Source organism: Methylomonas sp. BG-2 (assembly GCF_057766305.1).
The window spans coordinates 1-12,660 of the sequence record NZ_JBYMAP010000006.1; the positions used below are offsets into that span (position 1 = coordinate 1).

The following is a 12,660-nucleotide window of genomic DNA, read 5'->3' on the forward strand; positions in this document are numbered from 1 at the left end:
GGCGATTCGCGGTAGATTGAATCCAGTCCGTCAACAATCGATTGCCATTCGGCCACACCAGATTAACCGAAAATACCAAGTGGCTCGGGGATATTCAAAGCGGTGTTGGTTTGTCATTTATTGTGGAGTCCTTTTCTCGATCGATGTGGTTCGCGCCTCACCGCATCCTGCCGGGCTGAAGGTAAAAATCAGCTAATTTGAGCCATTGAGTATGAGCCAACTAATGGCATCAAACCGGCTGTATTCAGTCAATGATTTGGCTTGTCTGAAAGTCCAGATGTAGATGTAGGATACGCATCGCGTACCAATAGAAGGTCATCATGGTAGCGAAAGACAGAAGGTACGCGATGCACACGGTAATCGCTACAACCCGGGTGTTATTATGGGCTCCCTCGATAAACATTTGAAACCTTTCCAATGATTGCAATTCTTGAAGCCAGACGCGATGGCTTATGGTCCAGGGCGCATTGGCTGAATAACCTGTTGGCCGGCGTGATCGTCGGTGTAGTGGCGCTGCCTCTAGCCATGGCCTTTGCGATAGCCTCCGGCGCCAAACCCGAGCAGGGACTATACACGGCCATCGTGGCCGGTGGACTGACATCATTGTTTGGCGGCAGCCGAGTGCAGATCGCAGGGCCAACCGGAGCCTTTATCGTGATTCTAGCCGGCATTACCGACAAATACGGCATCGGCGGCTTGCAGATAGCCACCCTGATGGCCGGCATCATATTGTTGCTTATGGGACTTACCAAGTTGGGTGGCGTCATCAAATACATCCCCGATCCGGTCATCGTCGGCTTTACCAGTGGCATTGGGGTCATCATTTTTGTTGGCCAATGGAAAGACTTTTTTGGCCTGAGCCCCGCAGCCGGTGCCGCGCATTTTCATGAAAAATTTTGGGCGCTGGCACAGGCATTTCCTGCGCTGCATGTTGAAACCACCTTACTTGGTGGCTTGACCTTGGCTGTATTGTTGTTGTCCGGCCGGATTCTGAAACGCATTCCCGCCCCGCTGGTCGCCATGCTGATTGCCACCTGCGTGCAGTGGCAATTCCAATGGGACGGCGTAGCGACGATTGGCAGCGCGTTTGGCGGCATTCCGCAGAAGTTGCCGCAATTCCAGCTGCCGGCAATGTCGGTACCCGAGGCGCTGCAGTTAATCGGGCCGGCTTTTACGATTGCCTTGCTGGGCGCGATTGAGTCGTTGCTGTCCGCCGTGGTCGCCGACAGCATGGCCGGCACTAAACATGACGCCAATCAGGAATTGATCGGTCAAGGGATTGCGAACATATGCTCCCCGCTGTTCGGCGGCTTTGCCTCTACCGGTGCAATTGCCCGCACGGCGACCAATGTGCGCAATGGCGGCAACAGTCCACTGGCGGGGATTGTGCATACCTTGACCTTGATCGGCATCGTCATGTTGCTGGCACCTTATGCGTCGTTGATTCCGCTGAGCGCGTTAGCCGCCATCTTGTTTGTCGTGGCCTACAACATGAGCGAGTTGCACCGTTTCGGGCACATGCTCAGAACGGCGCCGAAATCGGATGTGGCGGTGCTGCTGATAACCTTTTTACTCACCGTATTCGGGGATTTGGTCATCGCCGTCAATATCGGCGTGATGCTGGCGTCACTGCTATTCATGAAACGCATGTCGGAAGCCGTGGGCATAGAGCAGCAAGCACACGACGCCGTCATGGAAGAACTCGATGACGATGATTTCACGCTGCCAGCCCATGCCGCGGTTTTTGCCATGGAAGGGCCTTTCTTTTTTGGGGCGGCGGCAAGACTGGAGTCTGCACTGGAAATGATTCACGGCCATACCGAAATTCTGGTCTTGCGCCTGGAAAAAGTGCCTTTCATCGACGCAACCGGCCTGCAATCACTTTGGGATTTGCTGGATAACTGCAAACGGCACAAAACCCGACTAATCCTGTGCGGCGCAAGACCGAATGTCTTCGAAAAACTGCGCCGTGCAGGCCTGGTTGGTCAAGTCGGCAAGCTAAGTATGGTGGACCGAATACAACAGATTGCTATGGATATGGTTAAAAAATAACTCCCTGCTTATCCCTCAACCCAGAGGGGGCTATCTTAAAAGGTAAACCCGCATCTTCGTGCACTGGAATAAGTTTAGGATGGGGGCATATGAATCAGATATTTGCATTATTAGCTCCATCACGCCGCGAAAAGAGAAGGGCTTTTCGAGATCCCCTATTAGGGTTTCTTTGTATCAAACGAATGTCCGTTGTTTGCTTTTAACCAGACTATCTAACAACCGCTGAAATTCATGGAAACGGAGCGAACGCGGAGTGATGAATTTTAGTCCCCGATAGGCGTAGCGCCGGGCGGGTTTTCGCAGAAAACCTGCAAGGCTTGGCGACACGCCGTTAAGTCATGCGAGAGCCAATGTTTCGACCCCTGGTTGGGTCGAAACGAGGTGACGCGGACGCATCGGGGCCGCCGAAGGCAATCACCGTGACGGTGGGGTCCTGATTTTCGTTCCATGGATGGGCGAAAATCTTTACGGACGGAAGCCGTCACTCGCCGGTTTTATCAAAGGCGGCTTAGGGTCGTAAGCCGCCCGCTAAATTTCCTAAACGCAATGAGCCGCAAGCTTAGTGCATGGAAAAAGAGCTGTGCGATTCCTTTAGCGGCTATTCTATGCTTTTTTCAATTTATAGACTATCCTTTCGGTCGTTCAAGGATCGCTCGCCTCTGTTGTGCCGCTAATCGCGCTGTTTAAGCAAGCGCCGTGGTTCGCGGGGCGATACGCATGACAAAGCGGCTGACGGTAACCGTCTAGGGTTGCCCGGCACGGAACCATTTTTACGCGTGTTGCAAACGTTGGGGGAAAACCGCTGCAAGCCATGGCTGGCAAGGCTTTCGGCGATTCGAGTTTCACGGAGCCGAGGAAACACGACACGGAACGCTGGAAACACGGCACGGAGTCGCGGAAGCACGACACGGAACGCTGGAAACATGGCACGGAGCCGCGGAAGCACGCGTTTCCATTATAAAAACACGGCACGGAAAGGCCGATACCCTCGCTGCGGGCGTTGCCGGTGGCGAAACTGGAGTAGGTGGATCGTTTAAAACTGTTCATCGAGGAGCATAACATGCCCAAATCCACGTTTATCCCGAATTCCGATCACGATTTTCTGGCCTGGTTCGACCATTTTCTGGCCAATCTGAAACCTGAGCACGGCGTGTCCGAGGCCGACTTTGCGGCGCTGACGGCGGCAAACGCCGATTTTCACGATAAGTCGCGGCTGGCCGGCAACGCCTCCGCGCTCGCCAGACAAGCGACCGCCGACAAAAGCGACAGTCGTCAGGTCTCCGAAAGCCTGATTCGGGCCGAGGCAAGGCGCATCAAGGCGCGCTCCAATTACACCGACGGTATCGGTGCGTAATTGGGTATCGAGGGAAGCAGTCGGGCCGGCGACTTATCGGCGGCCAGCCCCAAATTGAGTGGCAACGATCAAACCGGCGGCGTAGTGGCGTTAAGCTTTCTAAAATACCGCAGCGACGGGGTGAATATTTATTGCCAGCGTGACGCCGACGCCGACTGGGTACTGCTGGGCCGCGCCACCATCTCGCCCTTCGTCGATCGCCGGCCGCTGTTGAATCCCGGTAAACCGGAGCTGCGCCGCTACACCGCCGTGTTCATGTCCAAGGACAAGGAGATCGGCCAGTACAGCCAGGAATTGGTGGTCAATTGCGCGCCGTGAGTCCAGGGGCGATGGATTGTTATTACCCCGACCCTGTTTATGACTGGCATGCCGTTCGGGTACAGCCTGTCCAAATCCTGTGTGAAACGCCCTTCGACAAGGCTCTCCCGAGCGTGGCCGAAGGGCTCGGGGCGAATCGGTATTTTGGGCCGGGTCAATTCCGGCCCTATTTGGCACTGGTATTCCGTGCGAGCTGAACATGTCTAAGCCTGAACTAGAGCATGCTTTGACAAATTCAGAGAAGAATGGGGTTTAGCGGCTGGGTTAATAAGCGGGATTTATTTGTCGCCGGCACCCGGTTCGGGCCTATCGAAACTCTTAACGGTGGAGCCTTCGATAGGCTTTCCCGATTGAGGTCTAACGCCTCGGGGCGGAGCTATATGTCAGTGGCGGGGTTTGTTAAATCAGCCGAGTCTCAAAACAAATCAATCTGTTATCCGCTGTTTTTTGTGTTGGATTTCGCATTGTTGGCATTGGCGCTTGATACGTAAAGGTAAAGCAAAATCCCGGCCAGCATTAACGATGATTTACTTTTCAACGCACTAGAATGGTGGAGACGCGTGTTACAATCGCCGCCATTTATACATCTTGGTTGAGTGCGTGAAGAGAAATCCGCTATTTCAAATACTGTTGCTGAGTGCCTTGGCCGGCAAAATGGCCCACGCCAGCAGCTTTGTAGTTGATGACATCCAGGTCAAGGGATTGCAACGGATTTCGGCGGGTACGGTGTACAACTATCTGCCGGTTTCGGTCGGCGAGACCTTCACCGACGAAAAACAAGCCTCGGCGATCCGCTCCTTGTTCAACACCGGTTTTTTCAAGGACATCACGCTGGAGCGCGACGGCAACACCTTGATCGTGACCGTGGTTGAACGGCCGTCGGTCGCCAAAATCGTCATCGAGGGTAACAAGGACATCAAGAAGGAAGACCTGACCGAAGCGTTGAAGAAAATCGGCTTGGCGGAAGGCAAGGTTTACAACAAGCAGGTGCTGGACAAGGTGGAGCAGGAAATGCGCCGCCAGTATTTCAGCCACGGTAAATACGGCTTGAAAATCAAGACCGAGGTGACCGAATTGACCCGCAACCGGGTCGGCATTCGCATCGATATTTCCGAGGGCAGGGTTGCCAAGATCAAGCAGATCAATATCGTCGGCAACAAGACTTTCGCCAGCGACTTGCTGCGCAAGGAATTCGAACTCAGCACCACCAATTTTCTGTCCTTTTATTCCAAGGACGACCAGTACTCCAAGCAGAAATTGTCGGCCGATTTAGAGAAACTGCGTTCGTATTATCTGGATCGCGGTTATATCAATTTTTCGATCGAATCGACCCAGGTCGACATTACCGCCGACAAAAAAGAAATTTACATCACGATCAACGTCAAGGAAGGCGACGTTTACATGTTGGACAAGGTCAAGTTGTCCGGCGAGTTGATCGTGCCGCCCGAGGATTTGATCAAATTGGTCAGGGTCGGACCAGGTGAAATCTTCTCGCGCAAGAACGCCACCGAAACCTCGAAGGCGATTTCCGACCGTTTGGGCGACGAGGGTTACACCTTCGCCAACGTCAACATGGTGCCGGAGATCAACGAGCAGTCCAAGACGGTGGCGATGACCTTCTTCGTCGATCCGGGTAAACGGGTTTACGTCAGACGGATTAACGTTAAGGGCAACACCAAGACCCGCGACGAAGTGATCCGCCGCGAGGCGCGGCAAATGGAGTCCAGTTGGGCGGCCAGCAGCAAGATCGAACGCAGCAAGACTCGTCTGGACCGCTTAGGCTATTTCGAGGAAGTCGGCGTCGAGACGCCGCCGGTCGCCGGCGTGGCCGACCAGATCGATGTCAATTACACCGTCAAGGAAAAAGCTTCCGGTAACTTGCAGGCCGGTATCGGTTACTCGCAGGTGCAGGGGATTATCTTCAACGCCAACGTATCGCAGGACAACATTTTCGGTACCGGTAAGCGGCTGGATTTCGCGTTTAACAACAGCAGTATCCTGACGCGCTACAACCTGGGCTTTACAGATCCTTACTACACGCTGGACGGGGTGTCGCTGGGTTACAATTTGGGCTATACCTCGCGTAACGCCTATGCAGCCAACTTGGCCGCGTATAACACGACGATCACCAATGCCGGCGTCAATTTCGGCATTCCGCTGAACGAATTCGACCGGGTGGGTTTCGACCTGGAACTGAAACGCACCGAAATCGAGAATACCGCGTATTCGTCCGATACCATTCTAAAGTTTCTCGGCTTCACCAAATACACCAGCGGCCAAATTCGTTCGAAAAGCTTTACCAGTTTGTCGACTTCGGCCGGTTGGACTCACGACACGCTGGATCGCGCCACGTTCGCGCACAGCGGCGGCCAGCAGCGGATTTCGGCATTGGCGACGATACCGGGCAGCGATCTGGAGTATTACAAGGTCGGTTACAAGCATCAACATTACTTTCCGTTGTCCAACGATTTCACGTTCCGCATACTGGGCGAGGTGGCTCATGGCGGCGGTTACGGCAGCACCGACGGTTTGCCGTTCTTCGAAAACTATTTCGCCGGCGGTACCGGCGACGTCCGCGGCTTCATGCAGAACACGCTGGGTGTGATCGATGCGACCACGCTTAACAAGAATGCCTATACCAATCGTCCGATCGGCGGCGCGACCAAGTTGATCGGCAAGGCCGAATTGTTTTTCCCGATTCCATTTTTGAGCGACGTCAAGTCGGTGCGGATCGGCTCGTTCGTCGATGCCGGTACCTTGTCGCCCGGCTTGAGCACCGGCGATTTGCGCAAATATTTCCGCTATTCGGTGGGATTATCCGGGGAATGGCTGTCGCCGTTCGGGGCGTTGGCGGTCAGCGTGGCTCAGCCGCTCAATTCCGAGTCTGGGGATAGAACTCAGGCCTTCCAGTTCACTTTCGGCTCGGGATTTTAGTTTAGTTCAAGGCAGTTTTCCCCTATAATCGGGCTTGCGTTCTGTCTTAACACAATTTAACCGGAGATGGTTATTACCATGAAAAAATGTATTGCTTTATTCTTAACGCTGATGGCATTTGCTGGCGTTAGTCACGCGGAACTGAAGATCGGTTTCGTCAACGTGGCAAAAGTATTGGAGAAAGCCCCGCAGGCAGCGAAAGCAAAAACGCGTTTGGAAACCGAATTTTCGCCTCGGGATAAAGCCCTGGTTTCTCAGCAAAAAGAAATCAAAACCCTGGAAGACAAACTCGGCAGGGATTCCGCAGTGATGGGGGAAGAAGAACGCCACCGTTTGGAAAAAGACATTCTGGACAAAAAACGCGATGCGGCCAGAGCTCAACAAGAGTTTAGCGAAGACTTCAACATGCGCCGCAACGAAGAATTGGGTAACCTGCAAAAACGTATCGTTGAAGCAGTAAGAGCGTTAGCCAAGGAAGAGTCGTTCGACCTGCTGCTGACCGACGGCGTCATTTACGCCAACGATCAAATCGACGTGACCGCGCGGGTTCAACAAAAGCTCGAAACACTGTCGCAATAATTTGCGAGCGTTTCCGCCGGAAACGCCGACTTCAAAGCGAGGGAGACGGCCCGCCGGCTGGCTCCCTTTTTCGTTTATCTCCACCCACTTCGGACCGTCATGACAGGTACGCTAGACATACTGCAAATTCAGGCACTGCTCCCGCACCGTTATCCCTTTTTGTTGGTCGATCGAGTGATCGAATGGGAACCCGGCGTAAAACTGGTGGGTATTAAAAACGTCAGTTTCAACGAGCCGTTTTTCCAGGGCCATTTCCCGGCTCAACCTATCATGCCCGGCGTGCTGATTTTGGAGGCGCTGGCGCAAGCGACCGCGCTGCTGACCGCGAAAAGTGACGATAAACTGGGGCAGGGCAACACGACCTTCTTTTTGGCCGGGATCGACAATGCCCGATTCAAAAAGCAAGTCGTGCCCGGCGATCAGCTGCGTCTGGAAGTGACTTATCTGAAGCACAAACGCCATCTGTGGTCTTTCGACTGCCGCGCCGAAGTGGATGGCGAACTGGCGGCCGGCGCGCAAATCATGTGCGCGGTCGCGACGAGTTAGGCCATGATAGACTCCAGAGCGGTAGTCCATCCCAAGGCCGAATTGGCGGAAGACGTTTCAGTCGGTCCGTTCAGCGTCATTGGTCCCGACGTACAAATCGACGCCGGCACCGAGATCGGGCCGCACGTGGTTATTCGCGGTCCAACCGCGATCGGCCGCGACAACAAAATTTACCAGTTCTCGTCGATAGGCGAGGACCCGCAAGACAAAAAGTACGCCGACGAAGTGACCCGGCTGGAAATCGGCGACCGCAACGTCATTCGCGAATTCTGCACCATGCATCGCGGCACCTTGCAGGATAAAGGCTTGACGCTGATCGGTAGCGACAATTTGTTCATGGCTTACACTCACGTGGCGCACGATTGCGAAATCGGCGACCACGTGATCATGGCGAACGGCGCATCAATCGCCGGCCACGTGCACATCGGCGATCACGCCATTCTGGGCGGTTTCACGCTGGTGCATCAATTTACTCAGATCGGCGAATACAGTTTCTCGGCGATGGGTAGCGCGATTACTCAGGATATTCCGCCGTTCGTGATGGTCGGCGGCCGGCCGACCCGGCCGCACGGCATCAACTCGGTCGGCATGGAGCGCAACGGCAAATCGCCGGAAGTGATCCGCCAGATTCGCCAAGCCTACAAAATCCTGTACAAGAACAACTTGCGCCTGGAAGACGCGATCGAGGAAATGGAAGGCATGGCCGGCGAAAGCAACGAACTTTCCAACATGGTCAGTTTCTTGCGCAATGTCACCCGCGGCATCCTCCGTTAATTCCGCGCAACGGATCGCCGGCATCGACGAAGTAGGGCGCGGCTGCATCGTCGGCCCGGTGGTCGCGGCGGCGGTGATCCTCGATCCGGCCCGGCCGATCGCCGGTTTGACCGACTCCAAAAAACTCAGCGAAAAACGCCGTGTCGCGCTGGCAAACGAAATCAAGGCCAAGGCCTTGGCTTGGGCGGTCGGCCGCGCCGAAGCCAGCGAAATCGACCGCATCAATATCTTGCAAGCCACCTTTGTCGCGATGCGCCGGGCCTATTCGCAATTGCAAATCCAGCCTGACTTTATCCAAGTGGACGGCAATCGTCTCCCGGGCATCGATTGCCCCGGCGATGCGGTGGTCGGCGGCGATGCGTTGATCGCCGAAATTTCCGCCGCATCGATACTCGCCAAGGTCGCGCGCGACACGGAAATGGACGTGCTGGATCGGCTTTATCCCGGTTACCAATTCGCCGTTCACAAAGGCTATCCGACCAAAACCCATCTGGCCGCGTTAGCCGAGCTTGGCGTATCGCCGCAGCATCGCCGCTCCTACGCGCCAGTCAAAAAATTCCTCGGTTGACGGCGATGAACCCCAGCTTCGTCCATCTCCGCATCCACACCGAATTCTCGCTGGTCGACGGCATCGTCCGGATCAAGCCGCTGGTCAAGAAACTTGGCGAATACCACATGCCGGCCGCGGCGATCACCGAGCAGAGCAATCTGTTCTCGCTGGTGAAGTTCTATAAGGCTGCGCAAGGCGCCGGCATCAAGCCGATCGCCGGCGCCGATGTCTGGATATACAACGACGACGAACCGACCTCGCCCCACCGCCTGACGCTGCTGGCCCGCAACAAGCGCGGTTACGTAACGCTGACCGAACTGGTGTCGCGGGGTTATCAGGAAGGCCAGCATCAAGGCATTCCTATGCTGCAAAAAGCCTGGATTGCCGAAAACCACGAAGGCTTGATCGCGCTGTCCGGCGCGATGCAAGGCGACGTCGGCGCGGCGCTGCTTGCGGAAAACCAGGCTCAGGCCAAGGCGAACGCCGAATTTTGGGCGGGCTTGTTTCCGGACAGTTTTTATCTGGAGGTCCAGCGCGTCGGTAAACCCGACGAGGAACGCTACATTAAGCTGGCGGTAGACTTGGCCGCGGAGTTGGATCTACCGGTCGTCGCCACCAACGACGTGCGTTTTTTGAATCGGAGCGATTTCGACGCCCACGAAGTGCGGGTCTGCATCCATCAAGGCCGGGTCCTGGACGACAGTCGCCGGCCCAAGGATTACACCGAGCAGCAATATTTGCGCAGCGCCGAGGAAATGCTGGAGCTGTTCGCCGACTTGCCCGAAGCGCTGCAAAACAGCGTCGAAATCGCCAAGCGTTGCAATGTCGAGTTGCGCCTGGGCGAAAACTTCCTGCCGGATTTCGAAGTCCCCGAGGGGATGACGCTGGCCGACTATTTCAAGCAGGCTTCGCGCGAGGGCTTGGAGGAGCGTTTACAACAGCACGCGCCGGTCGGCAAGGGGACGTTCGAGGAAAATCGCAAGGTCTACGACGAGCGCTTGGAAACCGAATTGAGCGTGATCGTGCAGATGGGTTTTCCCGGCTACTTCATGATCGTCGCCGACTTCATCCAATGGGCCAAGAATAACGACATTCCGGTCGGGCCGGGGCGGGGTTCGGGCGCCGGCTCGCTGGTGGCTTACGCATTGAAGATTACCGACCTCGATCCGATCGAATTCGATCTGCTGTTCGAGCGCTTCTTGAATCCGGAACGGGTGTCGATGCCCGACTTCGATATCGACTTTTGCATGGAGCGCCGCGACGAGGTGATCGACTACGTGGCCCGGCATTACGGCCGCGACCACGTCTCGCAGATCATCACCTACGGTTCGATGGCGGCCAAGGCGGTGATTCGCGATGTGGGGCGGGTGATGGGCCATGCGTACGGTTTCGTCGACCGTCTGGCTAAGCTGATTCCGTTCGAAATCGGCATGACCTTGGACAAGGCCTTGAAGGAAAGCCAGGAACTCAAGGACCTGTACGACGCCGAGGAAGAGGTCAAGCAATTGATCGACATGGCGCGGGCGCTGGAGGGCATCTCGCGCAACGCCGGCAAACATGCCGGCGGCGTGGTGATTTCGCCGACCAAATTGACCGACTTTTCGCCGTTGTACTGCGAGCAGGGCGGTGGCAATCTGGTGACCCAGTTCGACAAGGACGATGTCGAGGCGGTCGGCCTGGTCAAGTTCGACTTTCTGGGGTTGCGGACGCTGACCATCATAGCTTGGGCGCTGGAAACAATTAACCGCCAGCGCGCCGCCAAGGGCGAGCCGCCGGTGGATATTGCCCAGATTCCGCGCGACGACTTGCCCAGCTACGAATTGCTGAAGAAGGCCCAGACCACGGCGGTGTTTCAGCTCGAGTCCAGCGGCATGAAGGCGCTGATCAAAAAGCTCAAGCCCGACTGTTTCGACGACATCATCGCGCTGGTGGCGCTGTTCCGACCCGGCCCGCTGGAGTCGGGCATGGTGGACGACTACATCAACGTCAAGCACGGCGCCAAGGCCGAGTACGCCCATCCGTTGCTGGAGCCCATCCTGAAACCGACCAACGGCGTGATTCTGTACCAGGAACAGGTGATGCAGATCGCCCGCGAACTGGCCAGCTACACGCTGGGCGGCGCCGATATGCTGCGCCGGGCGATGGGTAAGAAAAAGCCCGAGGAAATGGCCAAGGAGCGGGAAAAGTTCATGTCCGGCGCCGTCGCCAACCAGATCGACGCCGGCATCGCCACCTACGTGTTCGACTTGATGGAGAAGTTCGCCGGCTACGGTTTCAACAAGTCGCACTCGGCCGCCTACGCGCTGGTCGCTTACCAGACCGCCTGGCTGAAGGCGCATTACCCGGCGGCCTTCATGGCGGCGGTGATGTCGTCGGACATGGACAACACCGACAAGGTGGTGGTGTTGATCGAGGAATGCCGAGAGATGAAGCTGCAAATCCGGCCGCCCGACATCAATTTGTCCGACTTCCGCTTCACGGTCAACGACCAGGGCCAGATCGTTTACGGCATCGGCGCCATCAAGGGCGTCGGCGAAAACGCGATCGAGGATTTGCTGAAGGAACGCAACGCCAACGGCCCGTATTCCGGTTTGTACGACCTGTGCAAGCGCGTGGATTTGCGCAAGGTCAACCGCAGAGTGCTGGAAGCCCTGATCAAGGCCGGGGCGCTAGATACCATCGATCCGAACCGCGCCGCCCACATGGCCGAACTGACCACCGCGCTGAGAGTGGCCGAACAACACGGCAAGATGGCGTTGGCCGGCCAAAACGATTTGTTCGGCTTAGGGCTGGAGGTCGAGGAGGGCGATAACGAAGCCGATGCGTATGCCACCGTCGTCGAGCCGTGGACCGAAAAGGAAAAACTGGAAGCCGAGAAGCAAACCCTGGGCTTGTTCCTGTCCGGCCATCCGATCGCCGAATACCTGCCGGAGCTCAAGCACATCACCCACGGCACGCTGGGCAGTCTGGAAGTCGATGCGGGCCGGGCGCGCGGCAAGATGGAAGCCCGCGTCGCCGGCTTGATCGTGGAAATGCGCACCCGCCAGACCAAGCAGGGCAAGATGATGGGCTTTGCCACGCTGGACGACCGCACCGGCCGTTTGGAAGTCGCCGCGTTCAGCGGCATCTTCGACAAATATCGCAACCTGCTCAGCAAGGATACGATCCTCGTCGCCGAAGGCTCGTTGGCGATGGACGATTTTACCAACGGCTTGCGGATGACCGCCGAGAAGTTGTACGGCATCGAGGAGGCGCGCGAGCTGTTCGCGCGCGGGATTCAATTGACGGTGGACACCGCCAACCTCGAAGTGGGCGGCGACTGGCTGGCCCGTTTGCAGGACATCCTGGCACCGTTTCGCGGCGGCAATTGTCCGGTGCAAATCGATTACCGCACCGCCCGCGACAAGGCGGCATTGCAGCTTGGCGAGGATTGGCGGGTCAGGCCGGCCGACGAGTTGCTGATCCGCTTGCGGCGCTTGTTCAATACCGAAAACGTGCAGGTCAGATACTGATCCGTTCCGCGTTCGATCGGGCCGGACGGCTTTTCCACGCG

The 12,660-nt window shown here is 56.4% G+C and carries 10 protein-coding genes; all 10 read left to right on the top strand.

The genetic code is table 11. The features are described 5' to 3' along the window. On the top strand, window positions 1-196 hold a 196-nt coding region (locus AC3B8H_RS01235; RefSeq protein WP_488439805.1), incomplete at its 5' end, for a hypothetical protein. A gap of 287 nt (window positions 197-483) precedes the next feature. Continuing rightward, complete coding sequence (locus AC3B8H_RS01240; protein ID WP_488439806.1) at window positions 484-2,052, top strand: SulP family inorganic anion transporter; 1,569 nt, start codon at window positions 484-486, stop codon at window positions 2,050-2,052. Between the two features lie 1,060 nt (window positions 2,053-3,112). Then, a complete protein-coding gene (locus AC3B8H_RS01245) occupies window positions 3,113-3,406 on the top strand; it encodes a hypothetical protein (RefSeq protein WP_488439807.1) in 294 nt (97 codons plus the stop codon). Then, on the top strand, window positions 3,407-3,724 hold the full coding sequence (locus AC3B8H_RS01250; protein WP_488439808.1) for a hypothetical protein: 318 nt from the start codon (window positions 3,407-3,409) through the stop codon (window positions 3,722-3,724). It begins immediately after the preceding gene. A gap of 600 nt (window positions 3,725-4,324) precedes the next feature. Further along, window positions 4,325-6,658, top strand: a complete 2,334-nt coding sequence (gene bamA / locus AC3B8H_RS01255) for an outer membrane protein assembly factor BamA (RefSeq protein WP_488439809.1) — start codon at window positions 4,325-4,327, stop codon at window positions 6,656-6,658. A gap of 78 nt (window positions 6,659-6,736) precedes the next feature. Continuing rightward, window positions 6,737-7,237, top strand: coding sequence for an OmpH/Skp family outer membrane protein (locus AC3B8H_RS01260; RefSeq protein ID WP_488439810.1), 501 nt, complete (start codon window positions 6,737-6,739; stop codon window positions 7,235-7,237). Window positions 7,238-7,336: 99 nt separating this feature from the next. Beyond that, window positions 7,337-7,783: a 3-hydroxyacyl-ACP dehydratase FabZ gene (fabZ, locus tag AC3B8H_RS01265; RefSeq protein WP_488439811.1), complete on the top strand. Its 447-nt coding sequence runs from the start codon at window positions 7,337-7,339 to the stop codon at window positions 7,781-7,783. Window positions 7,784-7,786: 3 nt separating this feature from the next. Further along, a complete protein-coding gene (gene lpxA / locus AC3B8H_RS01270) occupies window positions 7,787-8,557 on the top strand; it encodes an acyl-ACP--UDP-N-acetylglucosamine O-acyltransferase (protein WP_488439812.1) in 771 nt (256 codons plus the stop codon). Beyond that, the gene (gene rnhB, locus AC3B8H_RS01275; protein ID WP_488439813.1) at window positions 8,532-9,125 is read left to right on the top strand and encodes a ribonuclease HII; all 594 of its coding nucleotides are present in this window, start codon (window positions 8,532-8,534) and stop codon (window positions 9,123-9,125) included. Before lpxA ends, rnhB begins: the two co-directional genes overlap by 26 nt. 5 nt (window positions 9,126-9,130) lie before the next feature. Next, on the top strand, window positions 9,131-12,619 hold the full coding sequence (dnaE, locus tag AC3B8H_RS01280) for a DNA polymerase III subunit alpha (RefSeq protein WP_488439814.1): 3,489 nt from the start codon (window positions 9,131-9,133) through the stop codon (window positions 12,617-12,619). Window positions 12,620-12,660 lie beyond the last annotated feature (41 nt).

What these genes read in the sequence shown, in the direction of transcription:
- dnaE (WP_488439814.1), top strand. Translation starts at nt 9,131, where the DNA reads ATGAACCCCAGCTTCGTCCATCTCCGCATCCACACCGAATTCTCGCTG.
- AC3B8H_RS01245 (WP_488439807.1), top strand. Translation starts at nt 3,113, where the DNA reads ATGCCCAAATCCACGTTTATCCCGAATTCCGATCACGATTTTCTGGCC.
- AC3B8H_RS01260 (WP_488439810.1), top strand. Translation starts at nt 6,737, where the DNA reads ATGAAAAAATGTATTGCTTTATTCTTAACGCTGATGGCATTTGCTGGC.
- rnhB (WP_488439813.1), top strand. Translation starts at nt 8,532, where the DNA reads ATGTCACCCGCGGCATCCTCCGTTAATTCCGCGCAACGGATCGCCGGC.
- lpxA (WP_488439812.1), top strand. Translation starts at nt 7,787, where the DNA reads ATGATAGACTCCAGAGCGGTAGTCCATCCCAAGGCCGAATTGGCGGAA.
- fabZ (WP_488439811.1), top strand. Translation starts at nt 7,337, where the DNA reads ATGACAGGTACGCTAGACATACTGCAAATTCAGGCACTGCTCCCGCAC.